At 73.3% G+C, this 18,750-nt stretch carries 17 protein-coding genes; 12 read left to right on the forward strand and 5 right to left on the reverse strand.

Annotation, left to right across the window (positions count from 1 at the left end; translation table 11 throughout):
* Window positions 1-183 precede the first annotated feature (183 nt).
* Window positions 184-2,514, reverse strand: coding sequence for a phosphoribosylformylglycinamidine synthase subunit PurL (gene purL / locus ACWKZU_RS04285; protein ID WP_449281153.1), 2,331 nt, complete (start codon window positions 2,512-2,514; stop codon window positions 184-186).
* 151 nt (window positions 2,515-2,665) lie between these two features.
* On the opposite strand from purL, the gene ACWKZU_RS04290 reads away from it, so the two are divergent.
* The 6 genes from ACWKZU_RS04290 (at window position 2,666) to ACWKZU_RS04315 (ending at window position 8,519) form a co-directional block, all read left to right on the forward strand.
* Window positions 2,666-3,730: a hypothetical protein gene (locus ACWKZU_RS04290; RefSeq protein ID WP_449281154.1), complete on the forward strand. Its 1,065-nt coding sequence runs from the start codon at window positions 2,666-2,668 to the stop codon at window positions 3,728-3,730.
* A 2-nt stretch (window positions 3,731-3,732) separates the two neighbouring features.
* Window positions 3,733-4,416, forward strand: coding sequence for a GNAT family N-acetyltransferase (locus tag ACWKZU_RS04295; protein WP_449281155.1), 684 nt, complete (start codon window positions 3,733-3,735; stop codon window positions 4,414-4,416).
* Between the two features lie 134 nt (window positions 4,417-4,550).
* The gene (locus ACWKZU_RS04300; RefSeq protein WP_449281156.1) at window positions 4,551-5,564 is read left to right on the forward strand and encodes a siderophore ABC transporter substrate-binding protein; all 1,014 of its coding nucleotides are present in this window, start codon (window positions 4,551-4,553) and stop codon (window positions 5,562-5,564) included.
* Window positions 5,561-6,673: an ABC transporter permease gene (locus ACWKZU_RS04305; protein ID WP_449281157.1), complete on the forward strand. Its 1,113-nt coding sequence runs from the start codon at window positions 5,561-5,563 to the stop codon at window positions 6,671-6,673. The genes ACWKZU_RS04300 and ACWKZU_RS04305 overlap by 4 nt, the downstream gene beginning before the upstream one ends.
* Window positions 6,673-7,701 (forward strand): iron chelate uptake ABC transporter family permease subunit, encoded by a 1,029-nt coding sequence (locus ACWKZU_RS04310; protein WP_449281158.1) that lies wholly within the window; start codon window positions 6,673-6,675, stop codon window positions 7,699-7,701. The genes ACWKZU_RS04305 and ACWKZU_RS04310 overlap by 1 nt, the downstream gene beginning before the upstream one ends.
* A 59-nt stretch (window positions 7,702-7,760) precedes the next feature.
* Entirely contained in the window at window positions 7,761-8,519 is a 759-nt protein-coding gene (locus ACWKZU_RS04315; protein ID WP_449281174.1) for an iron ABC transporter ATP-binding protein, read from the forward strand.
* 172 nt (window positions 8,520-8,691) lie between these two features.
* Here ACWKZU_RS04315 and ACWKZU_RS04320 read toward each other — a convergent pair whose 3' ends face one another.
* On the reverse strand, window positions 8,692-9,981 hold the full coding sequence (locus ACWKZU_RS04320) for a glutamyl-tRNA reductase (RefSeq protein WP_449281159.1): 1,290 nt from the start codon (window positions 9,979-9,981) through the stop codon (window positions 8,692-8,694).
* A 118-nt stretch (window positions 9,982-10,099) separates the two neighbouring features.
* Here ACWKZU_RS04320 and hemE point away from each other — a divergent pair, with 118 nt between their 5' ends.
* From hemE to ACWKZU_RS04350, 6 genes are read left to right on the forward strand one after another with little or no spacing between them, the layout of a single operon-like run.
* Window positions 10,100-11,218 (forward strand): uroporphyrinogen decarboxylase, encoded by a 1,119-nt coding sequence (hemE, locus tag ACWKZU_RS04325; protein ID WP_449281160.1) that lies wholly within the window; start codon window positions 10,100-10,102, stop codon window positions 11,216-11,218.
* A complete protein-coding gene (locus tag ACWKZU_RS04330) occupies window positions 11,208-12,770 on the forward strand; it encodes a protoporphyrinogen/coproporphyrinogen oxidase (protein ID WP_449281161.1) in 1,563 nt (520 codons plus the stop codon). Before hemE ends, ACWKZU_RS04330 begins: the two co-directional genes overlap by 11 nt.
* Window positions 12,767-13,774, forward strand: a complete 1,008-nt coding sequence (gene hemC / locus ACWKZU_RS04335) for a hydroxymethylbilane synthase (protein ID WP_449281162.1) — start codon at window positions 12,767-12,769, stop codon at window positions 13,772-13,774. The genes ACWKZU_RS04330 and hemC overlap by 4 nt, the downstream gene beginning before the upstream one ends.
* Window positions 13,771-14,691, forward strand: a complete 921-nt coding sequence (locus tag ACWKZU_RS04340; RefSeq protein WP_449281163.1) for a uroporphyrinogen-III synthase — start codon at window positions 13,771-13,773, stop codon at window positions 14,689-14,691. Before hemC ends, ACWKZU_RS04340 begins: the two co-directional genes overlap by 4 nt.
* Window positions 14,688-15,659, forward strand: coding sequence for a porphobilinogen synthase (hemB, locus tag ACWKZU_RS04345; protein WP_449281164.1), 972 nt, complete (start codon window positions 14,688-14,690; stop codon window positions 15,657-15,659). The genes ACWKZU_RS04340 and hemB overlap by 4 nt, the downstream gene beginning before the upstream one ends.
* Window positions 15,656-17,005, forward strand: a complete 1,350-nt coding sequence (locus ACWKZU_RS04350) for a glutamate-1-semialdehyde 2,1-aminomutase (RefSeq protein ID WP_449281165.1) — start codon at window positions 15,656-15,658, stop codon at window positions 17,003-17,005. The genes hemB and ACWKZU_RS04350 overlap by 4 nt, the downstream gene beginning before the upstream one ends.
* 104 nt (window positions 17,006-17,109) lie before the next feature.
* Here ACWKZU_RS04350 and purQ read toward each other — a convergent pair whose 3' ends face one another.
* From purQ to ACWKZU_RS04365, 3 genes are all read right to left on the reverse strand, one after another.
* Window positions 17,110-17,814, reverse strand: coding sequence for a phosphoribosylformylglycinamidine synthase subunit PurQ (gene purQ, locus ACWKZU_RS04355; RefSeq protein ID WP_449281166.1), 705 nt, complete (start codon window positions 17,812-17,814; stop codon window positions 17,110-17,112).
* Entirely contained in the window at window positions 17,814-18,086 is a 273-nt protein-coding gene (gene purS, locus ACWKZU_RS04360; protein ID WP_449281167.1) for a phosphoribosylformylglycinamidine synthase subunit PurS, read from the reverse strand. Before purS ends, purQ begins: the two co-directional genes overlap by 1 nt.
* Before the next feature lie 195 nt (window positions 18,087-18,281).
* The coding region (locus ACWKZU_RS04365) for a phosphoribosylaminoimidazolesuccinocarboxamide synthase (RefSeq protein ID WP_449281168.1) at window positions 18,282-18,750 on the reverse strand (469 nt) is incomplete at its 5' end.

Raw genomic sequence — 18,750 nt, forward strand, 5'->3', positions numbered from 1 at the left:
CGGCACTCGGCGCACCGCTTCCGTCGCTCGGATCCCGGCCGTCGCCCGGATGGCGTCGGGGACGCCGATCCGAGTGCTGATCCGGATCCGAGCGACGCGATGAATCGAGCGACGCGGCGAATCGAGCGACGCGGCGACCCGAATGCCGGCCCGATCGGTGCGGCCGACCGCTCCGACGGGGCGTCAGCCGATGACGGGCCCGAAGCGCGACGGCAGCGTGGCCTCCGAGGCCGCGCGCAACTCCGAGAGCGGCAGCGTGAAGCGATCCTGCACCTCGATCGCGGCCGTGTCGCCCGAGCCGTCCGTGACGCCGATGCGCAGCACCGGGAAGTCCCGCCCCTCGCACAGCCCGCGGAACTTCACGTCCTCCTCGTGCGGCACCGCGACCAGCACGCGCGCCTGCGACTCCGAGAACAGCGCGGCGGTGTCGTCGACGCCGTCCCGCGAGACGATCTCATCGATCCACACGCGGGCGCCCACGCCGAAGCGCAGCGCGCCGTCGGTGAGGGCCTGCGCGAGGCCGCCCTCGGACAGGTCGACCGCCCCCGAGAGCAGACCGCCCTGCGACGCGGCGTGCAGCAGCTCGGCCAGCGCGCGCTCGGCCTCGAGGTCGGCCACGGGGGGAGTGCCGCCGAGGTGGTCGTGCACGGTGCCGGCCCAGGCCGAGCCGTCGAGCTCGTCCCGGGTGACGCCGAGCAGGTAGAGGTGCTCGCCCTCGTCCTGCCACCCGCTGGGCACCCGCCGCGCCACGTCGTCGATGATGCCGAGCACGCCCACGACCGGCGTCGGGTGGATCGGGGTGTCGCCGGTCTGGTTGTAGAGCGAGACGTTGCCGCCGGTCACCGGCACCTCGAGCGCGAGGCAGGCGTCCGAGAGGCCCTCGACCGAGCGCGAGAACTGCCACATGACCTCGGGGTTCTCGGGGCTGCCGAAGTTGAGGCAGTCGGTGACCGCGGTGGGCACCGCGCCCGAGGTGGCGACGTTGCGGTACGCCTCGGCCAGGGCGAGCTGCGATCCCGCGTAGGGGTCGAGCTGGCAGTAGCGGCCGTTGGCGTCGGTGGCGATCGAGACGCCGAGGCCCGACTCCTCGTCGACGCGGATCATGCCCGCGCCGTCGGGGAAGGAGAGCGCGGTGTTGCCGAGCACGTACTTGTCGTACTGGTTGGTGACCCACGACACGTCGGCCTGGTTCGGGGAGGCCGCGACCGCGATCAGCTGCGCGCGCAGATCGTCGCCCGAGGCCGCGCGGGCGAGGCCGGCGGCGCGCACGCCGTTCGCCTGCAGCGCGTCGATCCACGCCGGGTAGGCGACGGGGCGCTCGTACACGGGGCCGTCGACCGCGACGGTCGAGGGATCCACGTTGACGATCTCCTCGCCGCGCCAGTTGATGACGAGCCGGCCGGTGTCGGTGACCTCGCCGAGCACACTCGTCTCGACGTCCCACTTCTTCGTGACCTCGAGGAAGGCGTCGAGCTTCTCGGGGGCCACGACCGCCATCATGCGCTCCTGGCTCTCCGACATGAGGATCTCCTCCGCGGTGAGCGAGGGATCGCGCAGCAGCACGCTGTCGAGCTCGATGAACATGCCGCCGTCGCCGTTGGCCGCGAGCTCGGAGGTGGCGCAGGAGATGCCGGCGGCGCCGAGATCCTGGATGCCCTCGACGAGCTCGCCGCGGAACAGCTCGAGGCAGCACTCGATGAGCACCTTCTCGGCGAAGGGATCGCCCACCTGCACGGCCGGGCGCTTGGTCGGGCCGCCCTCGCTGAAGCTGTCGGAGGCGAGGATCGACGCGCCGCCGATGCCGTCGCCGCCCGTGCGCGCGCCGAAGAGCACGACCTTGTTGCCGGTGCCGGAGGCGTTGGCGAGGTGCAGGTCCTCGTGGCGCAGCACGCCGACGCCGAGGGCGTTGACGAGCGGGTTCTGCTGGTACACGCCGTCGAACACGGTCTCGCCGCCGAGGTTGGGCAGGCCGAGGCAGTTGGCGTAGGAGCTGATGCCGGCCACGACGCCGTGCACGACGCGCGCCGTGTCGGGATCGTCGATCGCCCCGAAGCGGAGCTGATCCATGACGGCGACGGGACGCGCGCCCATCGAGATGATGTCGCGGATGATGCCGCCCACGCCGGTGGCGGCGCCCTGGAACGGCTCGATGTACGAGGGGTGGTTGTGGCTCTCCACCTTGAAGGTGACGGCCCAGCCCTCGCCGATGTCGATCACGCCGGCGTTCTCGCCCATGCCGACGAGCAGGCGCTCGCGCATCTTGTCGTTGACCTTCTTGCCGAACTGGCGCAGGTAGATCTTCGACGACTTGTAGGAGCAGTGCTCGGACCACATCACCGAGTACATGGCGAGCTCGCCCGAGGTGGGGCGGCGGCCCAGGATCTCGCGGATCTTCTCGTACTCGTCGGGCTTCAGGCCGAGCGCACCGTACGGCTGCTCCTTGTCAGGCGTCGCGATGGCGTCGGCGACGGTGTCGGGGCGGGGGCCGGCGGGGATTGCGTCGGTGTCAGTCACGCTCGATGTGCTCCGTGGATCGGGTTCGGAACCGGCCGCGGGGCGCGCCGGACGTACGGCCTCCAGTCTACGCCGTCGCCGCGGCGCCCGCGGCTGCCCCGAAGCGGCCGACCGGGTAGCGATTCTCAGACGAACACGGAAGACTGTGAGCATGAGCGATCCGAACACGAACGCACCCGGTCCGCACTCCTCGGAGCCCGTGAACGCCCCGGCGGCGCAAGGCGCCGCGGCGCAGTCGCCCGCGCGCGAGGCCGCGCCGCAGGCCGGCCAGCAGGACGTCTTCTCCTGGCAGAAGGACGCGAGCGCGCCGCCGGCCCCGACTCCTCCCCAGCGGGCTGCGGCGAAGCCGAAGCGCGAGAAGGCGCCCCGGCCGGAGGGGTCGGCGCCGCCGCTCTCCACCTTCCTCAAGGTCAGCATCATCCTGCTCGCGGGCCTCACGATCGCCTCGATCTCCCTCCTGTTCATCGGAGACTTCGAGGGCAAGTTCGAGCGGGTGTTCTCCACCTTCGCGCTCTTCGCCGTGTTCGTGCTCTTCACGGCGCTCGACACCCGCAGGGGGCAGAAGTCGGAGTGGTACGCGCCCGTCGCGCTGATCGCCAACGCCTACATCCTGGGGCTGCTGCTCATCGTGATCTGGATGACCCCGTACGACTCCTTCTCCCTCATGTGGGAGATCTTCTGGAAGTCGGTGTTCGTGATCCTCGTCACGAGGCTCGTGATCCTCTGCTGCCAGTTGCTGCTGCAGCTCGGGTCGACGGCGGTCGTCACCCGGTTCGCCTTCGTCACGAGTGTGCTCGCGGTGCTGTCCGGGATCCTCTTCACCGCGCCGGTCGGCATCGAGGCCTTCGATCTGCACATCCCGGATCTCTACTGGAAGATCGCGACCGCGCTGCTGATCCTCACCGCTCTCGGCCTCTCGATCACGCTGCTGCTGCGCTGGTCGTACGGCGCGGATGCGCGGGAGGCCGCGCGGGCCGCCAAGGCCGCGGCCGCCGAGCCGCACGGCGCACCGCAGCGGCACTGGCAGGGCGGTGCGCAGCAGCCCGCGCAGCCCCAGCAGCCCGCTCTCCAGGCTCCCGCGCCGCCGGCCCCGGCTCAGCAGGCGCAGCCGCTGCTGCCGTGGCCGACCTTCCCGGACGGCCGCCCGCTGCCCGCTCGCCCCGACGGGCAGCCCGACTTCTCGGCGCTGGGCCCCGCGCGGCCCGAGCAGCGCTAGGGGTGCGCCGGGACCGGGCGTCCACCGCTGCGGGTGCCGGCCCGGAGACCGCACCCGTCTCCGCAGCGGGGCGGGGTCCCGCCACGGCGGCATCCGCGGGACTCCGGATCCGCCGGATCGGCGCGCCGGGCCCCGCGGGCTCCGCTCAGGCCGCGGAGCGGGAGATCGAGGCGGTGAGCGCCCTGGTGCGCGCCGCCTACGAGCGGGACTACCGCCTCGACGAGGGATACCTCGGAGAGATCGCCGATGTGCGCCGCCGGATCTCCGCGGCGGAGGTATGGGTGGCCGAGGACCCGGGATCCGGCGCCCTGCTCGGCACGGTCACGGTGCCGAGACCCGGCGAGCGGCTGCACGACGACACCGCCGAGGGCGAGATGGATCTCCGCCTGCTCGGTGTGGCGCACGAGGCGCGCGGTCGCGGCGTCGGCGAGCGCCTGATGCGGCACTGCATCGATCTGGCCCGCCGCCGCGGCGCCTCGCGGCTGGTGCTGCACACGGCGTCGCAGATGGAGACGGCCTGGCGGCTCTATGAGCGGATGGGATTCACGCGGATCCCGGAGCGCGAGCACCACTTCGTCGCCTCGGGGGAGGTGCGGCGGCTGATGGCCTACGGGATCGCGATCGAGTCCGGGCCCGCTGACGGGCGAAACGCCGACTCCACCGGGGGCTTCGAGACCCTCGTTTGAACATCAGATGAAGGTGAGCATAGGCTTATCCGAGTGACTCGGGGGATCGCTGCAAGCGGGAGCCACCGGGTCTGATCGCGCCGGTGCACCTGTGTACCGGCTTTTTTCGTACACCGATCCCGAGGAGAACAGCCGTGTCCATCCGCCTCACCCGAACCGCCTCCGCCGCGGCGCTCACGCTCAGCGCCGTGCTCGTGCTCTCCGCCTGCTCCTCGAGCGCCCCGGCGGACTCGACCGCCGACGAGGGCAGCGCGAACGAGACCGCGGGCACCGTGCTCGTCACCGACAACCACGGCGAGATCGAGGTGCCGGTCGACCCCGAGACCGTCGTGGCGCTCGACAACACCGTGTTCGACACCCTCGACGCGTGGGATGTCGATCTCGCCGCCGTGCCCAAGGGCGTGATGGGCTCGGCCTGGCCCGGCTACACCGACGACGAGGACGTCGCCGACGTGGGCAACCACATCGAGCCCGATCTCGAGGTGATCGTGGCCGAGCAGCCGGACCTGATCATCGGCGGCTACCGCTTCGGCAGCTACTACGACCAGCTCAAGGAGCAGAACCCGCAGGCGGCCGTCATCGAGATCGCGCCGCGCGAGGGCGAGGACCAGTTCGAGGAGCTCAAGCGCCAGACCGGGATCCTCGGCCAGATCTTCGACCGCGAGGACGACGCCGCGGCCCTGAACGACGGCCTCGACGCTGCGATCGCAGGTGCGAAGGACGCCTACAACGGCACCGACACCGTCATGGCGGTCAACACCTCGGCCGGCCAGATCGGCTACCTCGCGCCCGTGGTGGGCCGCGGCCTCGGCCCCGTGTTCCCGGCGCTCGGCTGGCAGCCCGCGCTCGAGGTCGAGGGCGCCACCGACGACCACCAGGGCGACGACATCAACGTCGAGGCCATCGCCGACTCCGACCCCGACTGGATCGTGGCGCTCGATCGCGACGCGGCCTTCGCCCCCGAGGAGCGCGAGGCCGGCTCGGCGCCCGCCGACGAACTCATCAGGGACTCCGAGGCGCTGCAGAACGTCACCGCCGTGCAGGAGGACCGGGTCGTGATCCTCGATCCCGACTTCTACCTCACCGAGGGCATCCAGGCCTACACCGAGCTGTTCGATCAGCTCGAGGAGGCGTTCTCGGCCGCATGAGCCGGGAGCCGGCTGCGACCCCGCCGGGTCGCGACATCGGGGCGTCCGCTCGCGAGAGCGGGCGCCCCGGTGGGCGTCCCCGGCCGCGGCCGGAGGACTGCACGGGCGGGGAGGCCGTCATCATCGGCGGCACCCGTCCCGCGGCCCCCGAGATCGCCCCGCCGAGACGCCGCCCCTGGCTCCTCGCGGTCGCGATCCTCGTCGTGCTGGGGCTGCTGCTGGCCTCGCTCGCCGTGGGCGTCTACGACATCGCGGGGAACGACTTCGGATCCGAGATGTTCTGGATCACCCGGGTGCCGCGCACCCTCGCGCTCGTGCTCGCGGGCGCAGCCATGGCCACGAGCGGCCTCGTGATGCAGATGCTCACGCAGAACCGCTTCGTCGACGCGACCACCTCCGGCACCACCGAGTGGGCGGCGCTCGGCCTGCTGCTCACCGCGCTCCTGCTGCCCGAGACGGGCCTGTTCGGCAGGATGGTGATCGCGAGCTGCTTCGCGTTCGCCGGGGCGATGCTCTTCGTGCTGATCCTGCGCAGGATCGTGATCCGCACCGCACTCGTCGTACCGCTGATCGGCATCATGCTCGGCGCGATCGTGAGCTCGCTCACCACGTTCCTCGCCGCGCAGTTCAATCTGCTGCAGATGCTCGGCACCTGGTTCATGGGCAGCTTCACCGCGGTCGTGCGCGGGCGCTACGAGGTGCTGTGGGTGGTGGCGCTCGTCACCCTGCTCGTGTTCCTGATGGCGGATCGCATCACGGTCGCCGGTCTCGGCAAGGACGTCGCGACCAGCGTCGGGGTGCGCTACGAGGCGATCCTCATCGGCGGCACCGCCCTCGTGGCGGTCGCCGCCGGGGTCACGACAGTGGTGGTGGGCTTCCTGCCGCTGCTCGGCCTCGTGGTGCCGAACATCGTCTCGATGATCCGCGGCGACAACGTGCGCAGCAACCTGCCCTGGGTGTGCCTCGGCGGCATCGCGCTCGTGGTCGTCTGCGACCTGATCGGGCGCACCGTCATCATGCCCTTCGAGATCCCGGTCTCGATGGTGCTCGGCCTCGTCGGCGCGGTGGTCTTCATCACCCTGCTGCTCAGACAGCGGAGGGCGGTGTGATGGCGAGCATCGTGACACTCGCGAGCATGGGCGAACCGCCGCTCCCGGCCGGCCCGCGTGCGCCGCGCTGGCGGGAGGCGCTGCCGCTCGTGGTGGTGTTCGGCGCCGCGCTCCTCTTCGCGGTCGCGATCCTCGTCTACGGGAATCCCGCGCCCGCGGGCAGCCCCGGCTTCTGGATCATCGTGCAGTCGCGGCTCACCTCGCTCGGCACGATCGCCTTCGTCGCCGTGAGCCAGTCGCTCGCCACCGTGCTCTTCCACACGGCCACGTCGAACCGCATCCTCACGCCGTCCATCCTCGGCTTCGACGCGCTCTACGTGCTCGTCCAGACCTCCCTCGTGTTCGTCTTCGGCACGGCCGCGGCGAGCATGGAGGGCATCCCGAAGATCATCGCGCAGAGCGTGCTGATGGTGCTCTTCGCGACCCTGCTCTACGGCTGGCTGTTCTCGGGCAAGCGCGCCGATCTGCACCTGCTGCTGCTCGTCGGGGTGGTGCTCGGGATCGGCTTCGGCTCGGTCTCCACCTTCATGCAGCGCATGCTCACGCCGAGCGAGTTCGACGTGCTGAGCGCGCGGCTCTTCGGCAGCATCGGCAAGGGCAACCCCGACTACCTGCCGATCGCGGCGTGCATCGTGCTCGCGATCCTCGTCTTCGCGTGGCGCCGGCGCAGCACCTACGACGTGGTGGCGCTCGGACGCGACGTGGCGATCGGGCTCGGCGTGCACTACCGGCGCGAGGTGGTGACGATCCTGGTGCTCGTCGCCGTGCTGGTGTCGGTGTCGGCCACGATGGTCGGCCCCATGACCTTCTACGGGTTCCTCGTGGCGACCCTCGCCTACCAGTTCACCCGGGGCGACTCGCACGCCGAGACGATCCCGCTCGCCATCGGCATCGGGCTCGTCACCCTGCTGGGGGCCACCTTCGTGCTGCGGCACGTCTTCGCGGCGGCCGGCCTGGTCACCGTGATCATCGAGTTCGCCGGCGGTCTGCTGTTCCTGATCGTCCTGCTGAGAAAGGGGATGCGTTGACCGAGTCGTGCACGGACACCGAGGAGGGCGCCGGCACCCGGGCCGGTGCGGAGCAGGGCATCGCGCTGAGCGGGGTCGAGAAGGCCTACGCGGGCCGGCACGTGCTCGGGCCGGTCGACCTCACGATCGAGCCGGGCGGCGTCACGGCCCTCATCGGCCCCAACGGGGCGGGCAAGTCGACGATGCTCACCATCATCGGGCGGCTGCTCGAGGCCGACAGCGGCCGCGTCGCCGTCGGCGGGCTCGACGTGCGCACCGCGAAGTCGAAGCAGCTCGCGCGGGTGGTCTCGATCCTCAAGCAGGAGAACCACTTCATGGCGCGGCTGACCGTGCGGCAGCTCGTCGCCTTCGGGCGCTTCCCGCACTCGGCCGGCCGGCTGACCGAGATCGACGAGCGCGCGATCCACGCGGCGATCGCCTTCCTCGACCTGGCCGGCATGGAGGACCGGTTCATCGACGAGCTGTCGGGCGGGCAGCGGCAACGCGCCTTCGTGGCGATGGTGCTCGCTCAGGACACCGACTTCGTGCTGCTGGACGAGCCGCTCACCGGCCTCGACATGCGGCACGCCGTGAGCATGATGGGGCAGGTGCGGGCCGCCGCCGACGCGCTGGGCAAGACGGTGGTGCTGGTGATCCACGACGTGAACTTCGCGGCCGCCTACGCCGACCGCATCGTGGCCCTCGCAGGGGGTCGTGTGGTCGCGTCGGGCACGCCCGAGGAGATCATCACCTCGGAGGTGCTGGAGCGCGTGTTCGAGACGCCCGTCGAGGTGATCGAGCGCGACGGGAGGCGGGTCGCGATCTACTACCGCCCGTAGGGGCCTCCGTCGCCCCGCGCGCTGCGCCTTCTTCGCGCGTCAGTAGATGCCACCAAACCGGCCGTGAGACAGCATCTACTGACGCGCGTTCATCGGGACGGGACGGGGCGGGCCGGCCGGGGTGGGGCGGAACGAGGCGGGACGGAGTAGGAGGGGGAGGGACCGGGGCGGGCTAGGAGCCGACTGGCCGGTCGCCGAAGAGCGCCGAGACCGCGGCGATCCCGTCGGACGCGCGTCCCGCTCGGCCGAGTTCGCGGAGCCGCACGGTCGGGCGGTGCAGCAGCCGGCCGGTGAGGTGCCGCAGGGCCGATTCGATCTCGTCGGCCCGGCCGTCGTCGGCGACCCGGCCGCGCAGCCTCGCGATCTCGTCCTCGAGGATCCCGTCGACGAACGAGCGCAGCTCGCGCAGCGCGGGCACCGCGTCGCGCTCGGCGCGCACCGCCGCGAACTCGGCGGCCGCGGTGCGCACGATGTCCCGCGCCTCCAGCTCAGCGCCGAGCTCGGGGATGGGGGCGTGCAGCGCGATGGTCTCCAGATCGAGCAGCTCGACGCCGGGAACGCCCGCGACGTCGGGCGAGATGTTGCGGGGCAGTCCCATGTCGATGAGCAGGCGATGCCTCGCGCGGGGCGGCGTCGGCGTCTCGAGCATGCCGAAGCGGGCGCAGAAGGGGGCGTTGCCCTCGGTGACGGTCTCGTCGAAGCGTCCGCGGGTGAGCAGCGGTTCGTTCATGCTGCTGCAGGCCACCACCAGGTCGGTGCTGCGGAGCTCGGCGTCCAGCGCCTCCGGCGCGACGGCCCGGATGCCGTGGGAGTCGGCGAAGACCTCAGCGCGGCCCGACGGCGAGTACACGCTGACGAGCTGGGCTCCGCGGGACCGCAGCGCGGCCAGGCTCGCCCCCGCGTACGCGCCGGTGCCGATCAGCAGGATGCGCGCCGCTCGCCAGTCGCCCACGCGGCTGTCGACCATCGCGAGGGCGAGCTGCACGAGCGAGCGGCCCTTGGTCTGCAGGCCGGTGCGGTGCTTGACCTGCTTCGAGACCACCATCGCGTGCTGGAACAGCCGCTCGAGCTCGGTGCTCGACCGGCCCGAGGTGCGCGCCGCGTCGATGGCGCGCCGCACCTGGCCCGCGATCTCGCCCTCGCCGACCGAGGCCGACTCGAGACCGCTGGAGACGGCGAACAGGTGCTCGGCCACGGCGTCGCCGCGATGCACCGAACAGGCGTTCGCGAGCTCGGACGGGGCGAGCTCGGCGGCGCGCGCCAAGCCGTCGAGGGCCTGCTCGGGGGCGAGGCCGGGCGCATCGAGATAGGCCTCGAAGCGGTTGCAGGTGGCGAGCACGACGGCGCCCCGGGTGATCCCGGAGTCGCTGAGCGCCGCCGTCACCGTGTCGGTGCGGCGCTCGATGCGTTCGAGCAGATCGAGATCGGCGTTCCGATGATCGACGGAGAGGCAGAGCAGCATGAAGATTCTCGACAGGTGTCTTGATCGGGGGCAATTCGTGGATCGAGGCCCAGGGTTGCACCCCAAGCTGAGCAGATCAGATGTTTCACATCAGATCTATAAGCTAGCATCTCGACCGATGAACTTCCTCCCAGCTTCGCACCCGCTCGTCGACGGACGCACGAGCGACGCCCCCCTGATCCGAGCGCTCCGCGGCGACCGCCCGGAGCGCATCCCCGTCTGGTTCATGCGCCAGGCCGGTCGATCGCTGCCCGAGTACCGCAGCATCCGCGCCGACCATCGTATGCTCGATGCCTGCGTGAACCCCGAACTCGCGAGCGAGATCACGCTGCAGCCGGTGCGGCGGCACGGGGTGGACGCCGCGGTCTTCTTCAGCGACATCGTCGTGCCGCTGCGGCTCGCCGGAGTCGACGTCGATCTGGTCGCGGGTCGCGGCCCTGTCTTCGAGCAGCCCGTGCGCAGCGCCGCCGATGTGGCGCGCTGCCGCGCCGAGTTCACCGCCGATCGGCTGCGCGAGGCGCTCGAGCCCGTGCGCGAGGCGGTGCGGCTGACGGTCGCGGAGCTCGGCGGAACACCCCTCATCGGCTTCGCCGGCGCGCCGTTCACGCTCGCCGCCTACCTCGTGGAGGGCGGCCCCTCCCGGGACCACCTGCGCGCCCGCACGCTCATGCACGCCGATCCGCAGACCTGGCGCGAGCTGCTCGACTGGGCGGCCGAGCTCAGCGGAGTCTTCCTCGAGGCGCAGGTCGAGGCCGGGGCGAGCGCGGTGCAGCTGTTCGACTCCTGGGCGGGCTCGCTCAGCGCGCGCGACTACCGCGAGCACGTCGCTCCCGCCTCCCGCCGCACCCTCGACGCGGTGCGCGGGGTCGGCTACCGGCATCCGCTGCGCGACGGCTACGCCGTGCGGCAGGAGACCGTCCCGATGATCCACTTCGCGGTCGGCTCCGGCCACCTGCTCGAGGAGCTCGCCGACGTCGGCGTCAGCGCACTCGGCGTCGACTGGCGCACGCCGCTCGACGAGGCAAGCCGCCGGCTCGGCGACGCCCTGCCGCTGCAGGGCAACCTCGACCCGGCCTACCTCGGCGCGCCCGCCGAGCAGCTCGAGGCCCACCTCGACGAGGTGCTGCGGCGCGGATCCCGGGCTCCCGCGCACGTGCTGAACCTGGGGCACGGGGTGCCGCCCGAGGCGGATCCGACCGTGCTCACGCGCATCGTGGAACTCGCGCATGCCCGCTGACCGCGTCGAGGCCGCCGGGGCGTCCGCCACCGGCGGCCTCTCCGTCGGCACCGTCGCGGTGGTCGGCGGGGGCGTCTCGGGGCTCGTCGCGGCCCGGGAGCTCGCACTCGCCGGGGCTCGGGTGACGCTGCTCGAGGCCGGCGACCGGCTCGGGGGCCGCCTGCGCGGAGAGACGATCGGGGGTGCGACCGTCGACATCGGCGCCGAGGCCTTCGCGACCCGGGGCGGCGGGGTCGTCGAGCTCCTCGAGGAGCTCGGACTGGGTGATGAGATCGTCAGCCCCGCACCGCTCGGCTCCTGGGTCGTCACGGGGTCCCGTGCGGTGCCGCTGCCCGCGGCCGGCACGATCGGGATCCCGGCGACGCCGCTCTCGCGGGACGCGGTGCGGGCGCTCGGCGTCGCCGGGGCTCTGCGCGCCGCTGTCGAGCCGCTGCTGCCGCGGAGCGCCGGGCGGGGCGGATCCCTCGCCGAGCTCGTGCGGGCGCGCCTCGGCTCGCGCGTGCTCGAGCGCCTGGTGCGGCCGGTGGTGCTCGGGGTCCACTCGACCGATCCGGCCGACATGCCGGTCGATTCGGTTCCCGGTCTCGCCGCCGCCTTCGCCCGCCGCGGATCGCTCGTGGCCGCCGCCCGCGAACTGCGCGACAGCCGCACCGCGGCCGGCGGCGCGGTGGCGGGACTCCGCGCGGGGATGACCGCGCTCGTCGAGGCGCTCGCCGCCGAACTCGGCCGTCTCGAGGTGACGGTGCGCACGGGGGCGTCGGTGAGCGCGCTCGCGCCTCGAGACGATCGCGCGGGATGGACCGTGACGCCGGGCGATGCCGTCGCTTCCCCGGGCGCCGCGGGCGACGCCGGATCCGGCACCGAGGCCGGTGCCGCCCTCGACGTCGACGCCGTGGTCCTCGCGGTCCCCGAGTCGGTCGCGAGGCGGCTGCTCGGCGCGCCGCCGGCGCAGCCCGAGGGGCGCGTCGAGGTCGTCGCACTGCTCATCGACGACGCCGCGCTCGACCGGGCCCCGCGGGGCACCGGTGCCCTGGTGGCCGCGGATGTCGCGGGAACGGCGCGGAGCCGTGCCGTTCCGCGCGCCGCCGCGACGCCCATCGCGGCGAAGGCGCTCACGCACGTCACCGCGAAGTGGCCCGCCCGCGCCGCCGCCCTCGGCGCGGGTCGCCACGTCGTCCGGCTCTCCTACGGGCGCGTCGGCAGCGCCCCGCCGACCGACGGCCTGAACGACGACGAGGCGACCCGGCTCGCGATCCGGGATGCCTCGCGCATCCTCGGGATCGAGCTGCGTCAGGAGTCGGTGCTCGGCATGCGGCGGCGGGAGTGGCTCGCGGGATCCTCGACGGCCGGCGCCGGGATCCCCGAGCCCAGCGGGATCGCGTTCGCGGGAGACTGGGTGAGCGGCACGGGCCTCGCCTCGGTGATCCCGGGCGCCCGCTCGGCGGCGAGGAGGATCATGGACACGACGCACTCGGATGCGCGGACGGCGCCGTCGACTCCGCACCGGACCAGTCGCAACCCATCGCACCACGAAGGAGCCCAGCAGAGATGAACGAGCACCGATCCGCCCCCCGGGTGCGCCGATCCGACTCGCCCGTGGCCGCCGCCCGCGGCCTGCTCCGCATCGGCACGCGGGGGAGCGCCCTCGCGGTCGCCCAGACCACCACCGTCGCCGAGGCCGTCGCTGCCGCCACCGGGCTCGAGGTCGTGCTCGTCATCGTGACGACCCACGGCGACACCTCGCGGGCGCCGCTGTCGCAGCTCGGCGGCACCGGGGTCTTCGTGAGCGCGCTGCGCGACGCCCTGCTCGCCGGCGAGTGCGACCTCGCGGTGCACTCGCTGAAGGATCTCCCCACGGGACCCTGCCCGGGCATCGCTCTGGGCGCCGTGCCCGAGCGAGCCGACGCGCGCGACGCGCTGTGCGCGCGCGACGGGCTCACCCTCGAGACGCTGCCGGACGGGGCCCGCGTCGGCACCGGATCTCCTCGCCGCGTCGCCCAGCTGCTCTCCCGCAGACCCGATCTCGACGTGCACGACCTGCGCGGCAACGTCGACACCCGACTGGGCCGGGTCGGCGTCGACCTCGACGCCGTCGTGCTCGCCTGCGCCGGGCTCGACCGCCTCGGCCGCTCGGCCGTGGTCACCGAGCGCTTCCCGCTCGCCGATGCGCCGGCGGCCCCGGGGCAGGGCGCCCTGGCCATCGAGGTGCGTGCCGAGGACGCCGCGCGCGCGCCGTACGCGGAGGCGCTCGCCGCGCTCGACGACCCCGAGGCGCGCGCCTGCTCCCTCGCGGAGCGCGCACTGCTCGCGATGCTCGAGGCGGGCTGCGCCGCGCCCGTCGGGGCGACGGCCCGAGTCGACGAGGGACGGCTCGTGCTGAGCGCGGACGTGTACCGGCTCGACGGCGGCGCGCGTCTCACCGCGGCGGCCGAGCTGCCGTGGGCGGCGGGGGATCCCGCATCCCTCGATGCCCCCGAGCGCCTCGGACGGATCGTCGCGCGCGACCTGCTGGCGCGGGGCGCGGCGGATCTGGCGCCGCTCGGAGGCGGGCGATGACCACCGCTCCCGCGGATTCGAACCCGTCGGGCGAGGGGGACCTCGTCGGACGCCGGATCCTCGTGCCGCGCGGCGGTGCGCAGGGCGAGCGGCTGGCCGCCGGGATCCGTGCGCGCGGCGGCGTCCCCGTGATCGCGCCGCTCACCGTCACCGCCCCGCCGGAGGATCCCGCAGCGCTCGTCGCCGCGGCCGAGCGATGGAACCGCGGCGACTACGACTGGCTCGTGGTCACGAGCGCCGCCGGGGCCGCCGCGATCGCCGAGGCCGGAGCTCGTCCCGGGCGGGCGCCGGTCGCCGCCGTGGGGCCCGCGACCGCCGAGGCGCTGCGTGCCCGCGGCTTCACCGCGGCGCTCGTCCCCGAGCGCGATTTCTCGGCCGGGGGGCTGTCCGCCGCGCTGCTCGCGGTGCTCGCCGACGAGCACCGCCGCCTGCTGCTCCCGCTCTCCGCGCTCGCGAGCACCGAGCTCGAGAGTGCGCTCACCGCCGCGGGGCACGACCCCGAGCGCGTCGCCGCCTACCGCACGCTCCCGGCCCCGCGCGATCCGGACCTGGAGGCCGAGGTCGCCGCCGGGGGGCTCGACGCGATCCTCGCCACGAGCGGATCCGGGGCGCGCGAGATCGCACGTCGCTTCGCCCCGCTGCCCCGGTCGACCGCGCTCGTCGCGATCGGCGAACCGACCGCGCGCGCCCTCGCCGAGCACGGGCTGCGGCCCGACGCCGTCGCTCGGACGCACACCGGCCCGGGCCTGCTCGATGCGCTCGCGGCCCTGCCCGCCCCCGGTTCCGCGAGCTCCTGGCGGTCCGGCGATCCCGGGCGCAGCGGCCCTCCCCGCCGCGCCGACCTCGCCGGGTCCGGCGAGAGCGCTCCGGCGCATCAGACCCTCCCTCCCGCACGACCAGAAGGAAGTCCCGCATGATCCCCACCGTCCGACCGCGCCGCCTGCGCACGACTCCGGCCCTGCGCAGGCTCGTCGCCGAGACCCGGCTGCACCCCGCCGAGCTGATCCTGCCGGCGTTCGTGCGCGAGGGCATCGCCGAGCCACGGCCCATCGCCTCGATGCCCGGCGTGCTGCAGCACACCCTCGATTCGCTGCGCCGAGCCGCCGCCGAGGCCGCCGAGGCCGGCGTGGGCGGCATCATGCTGTTCGGCGTGCCCGCGGTGCGCGACGCGCACGGCAGCGCGGCCGACGATCCCGAGGGGATCCTCAACGTCGCGACCCGGGCCGTCGTCGCGGAGGCGGGCGACGCGCTCGTCGTGCAGACCGATCTCTGCCTCGACGAGTTCACCGATCACGGCCACTGCGGCGTGCTCGACGCGCGCGGCGCGGTCGACAACGACACGACCCTCGACCGCTATCGCGCGATGGCGGTCGCCCAGGCCGACGCGGGGTCGGCGCTGCTCGGGCTCTCCGGGATGATGGACGGACAGGTCGCCGCCGTGCGGGAGGCCCTGGACGAGGCCGGACACCAGGACACCGCGATCCTCGGATACTCCGCGAAGTACGCGTCGGCCTTCTACGGGCCGTTCCGCGAGGCCGTGGACTCGCAGCTGACGGGCGACCGCCGCAGCTACCAGCAGGATCCCGCCAACCGGCGCGAGGGCCTGCGCGAGGCCGAGCTCGATCTCGCCGAGGGCGCCGACATCGTCATGGTGAAGCCGGCGATGAGCTACCTCGACGTGCTCGCCGACGTCGCCGCCGTGAGCCCCGTGCCCGTGTGGGCCTACCAGGTCTCGGGGGAGGCGGCCATGATCGAGGCGGCCGCCGCGAACGGGTGGATCGACCGGCGCCGGGCGATCGAGGAGTCCGTGGTGAGCATCAAGCGCGCGGGGGCCGATGCCGTGCTCAGCTACTTCGCCGTCGAGCTCGCGGGGTGGATCCGATGAGCGCGGGATCCGGCGCGGGCGCGCGCGCCGCGACCGCTCGCAGCGCCGAACTCGCCGCGCGCGCGGCGCGCGTGATCCCGGGCGGGGTGAACTCGCCGGTGCGCGCCTACGGGTCGGTCGGCGGCACCCCGCGCTTCCTCGTCTCGGGGCGCGGCGCCTGCGTCACCGACGTCGACGGCAACGAGTACGTCGACCTCGTGGCCTCGTGGGGCCCGGCGCTGCTGGGGCACGCGCACCCCGCGGTGGTCGAGGCGGTGCAGGAGGCCGCCGCGCGCGGGCTCGGCTTCGGCGCCTCCGTGCCCGAGGAGGCGGAGCTCGCCGAGGAGATCATCGCCCGCGTGCCCGAGGTCGAGCGCCTGCGGCTCGTCTCGACCGGCACCGAGGCCACCATGACCGCGATCCGGCTCGCGCGCGGCGCCACCGGCCGCCCGCTCATCGTGAAGTTCGCGGGGCACTACCACGGGCACTCCGACGGGCTGCTGGCCGAGGCGGGATCCGGACTCGCGACGCTCGCCATGCCGGGCTCTGCCGGCGTGACCCCCGAGACCGCGGGGCAGACGCTCGTGCTGCCGTACAACGATCCGGCGGCGCTCGCGACGGCCTTCGCCGAGCACGGCGACCGGATCGCGGCGGTCATCGCCGAGGCCGCAGCGGCGAACATGGGTGTGCTGCCGCCCGAGCCGGGGTTCACCGCGGCGATGATCGATCTCGCGCACCGGCACGGCGCGCTCGTGATCCTCGACGAGGTGCTCACCGGCTTCCGCGCCGGCCCCTCGGGCTACTGGGGGATCGAGCAGGCCCGGGTGCCCGAGGGGGCGGCGCCCGACCTCTTCACCTTCGGCAAGGTGGTGGGCGGCGGCCTGCCGCTCGCCGCGCTCGGCGGCCGTGCCGAGATCATGGAGCTGCTGGCCCCGCTCGGCCCCGTCTACCAGGCGGGCACCCTCTCGGGGAACCCGCTCGCGGTGACGGCCGGGCTCACCACGCTGCGCCACGCCGACGTCGCGGCCTACCGCGCGCTCGGGAACGCCGCCGACGCCATCGCCGGCGAGGTCGCGAGCGCGTTCGAGGCCGCGGGGGTGCCGTTCCGCGTGCAGCGCGCCGGCAGCCTGTTCAGCGTGCTCTTCGGGGAGTTCGCCGAGGCGCCGCTCGACTACGCGGCGGTGCAGCGGCAGGACACGGGGCGCCACCGCGCGTTCTTCCACGCGATGCTCGAGCAGGGCGTCAACCTGCCGCCGAGCGCCTTCGAGGCCTGGTTCGTCACCGCCGCGCACGACGACGCCGCGATCGAGCGCATCGCCGCCGCGCTCCCGGCGGCGGCCCGGGCCGCGGCGGCCGCGGGCGCGTAGTCCCGACCGCGTTCCCGGGAGCCGCGCGTCGGCGGGCGGAGCGCGGAACGCAGAGAGGGGCGGTGGATCGCCGATCCACCGCCCCTCTTGCGCGCAGCCGCGGGTTACACCCGGGCGGCCAGCGCGTTCACCGCGCTCGTGAAGAACTTCAGCCCGTCGACGCCGGAGCGCATGGCCTCCGGCATGTCCGGGCCGAAGCCCGGCTCGACGGCGTGCTCGGGGTGCGGCATCAGGCCGACCACGTTGCCGCGCTCGTTCGTGAGGCCGGCGATGTCGTGCAGCGAGCCGTTCGGGTTGACGTCCGCGTAGCGGAACGCGATGAGCCCGTCGCCCTCGAGCCGCTTGAGCGTCTCCTCGTTGGCGATGTAGCCGCCGTCGCCGTTCTTGAGCGGGATCACGATCTCCTCGCCGCGCTCGAACTCGTTGGTCCAGGCCGTGTCGGCGTTCTCGACCACGAGCCGCTGATCGCGGCGGATGAACTGCTGGTGCGCGTTGCGGATCAGGCCGCCGGGCAGCAGGTGCGACTCGACCAGCACCTGGAAGCCGTTGCAGATGCCGAGAACCGGGAGCCCCTTGTTCGCGGCCTCGATCACCTCGGTCATGATGGGCGAGATCGCGGCGATCGCGCCGGGGCGCAGGTAGTCGCCGTAGCTGAAGCCTCCCGGCAGCACGATGGCGTCGACGCCCTGGAGGTCGTGGTCGGCGTGCCAGAGCGCGACGGGTTCGGCGCCCGCGAGGCGGATCGCGCGCTGCGCGTCGCGGTCGTCGAGCGAGCCCGGGAAGGTGACGACGCCGATGCGGGCGGTCATCAGCGCGCCTCGACGTCGGCCGCGGCGCCGTCGACCGTGATCGAGACGACGTCCTCGATGACCGCGTTCGAGAGGATCTCGTCGGCGACCTGGCGCACCTCGGCGAGCACGGCGTCGGTCACCTCGCCGTCGACCGTGAACTCGAAGCGCTTGCCGATGCGCACGTTCTGGAACTTGCCGTGGCCCAGGCGATCCAGCGCCCCCGTGGTCGCCTTGCCCTGCGGATCGAGCAGCTCGGCCTTGGGCATGACATCAACAACAATCGTGGGCACCCGGGGTCTCCGTTTCTCGAGGTGAAGCTCAGTCAATTCTCGCACACCGCGAACGGTTGGCGGCTGGGGCGGGTTGCGCGCGGCTTCTCACGTTCGCGCGCCAGTAGTTGTCACCTCACGTCAGGTTTGGTGACAACTACTGGCGCGCGAACGGGGGCGGGACCCGGCTTTCCCCTCGTTCACGGGAGGGGGCTTCTACTCGCCGGTGAGGCGGGCGTACAGCTCGGCGTAGCGGGCGTAGGTCTGCGACACGATCTCGTCGGGCAGCACGGGCGGCTCGCCCTGCCTGTCCCAGTTGGCGGCGAGCCAGTTGCGCACGATCTGCTTGTCGAAGGAGGCCAGGCGGTCCGCCCTGGGCAGTTCGGCGTCGGAGTAGACCGATGCGTCCCAGTACCGGGACGAGTCGCTCGTCAGCACCTCGTCGGCGAGCACCAGTGCGCCCGCGGCATCGCCCGCCGCGGCGCGCGGATCCCGCCCGAACTCGAACTTGGTGTCGGCGAGCACCACGCCCCGCTCTGCGGCGAGATCCCGCGCGGCCGTGAAGATGCGCAGCGAGGCGTCGCGCAGCGCCGCCGCGACCTCCTCGCCGACCAGCTCGACGCTGCGCTCGTAGCTGATGTTCTCGTCGTGCTCCCCGAGCGGGGCCTTGTACGCGGGGGTGTAG

Source organism: Leucobacter sp., assembly GCF_053528595.1.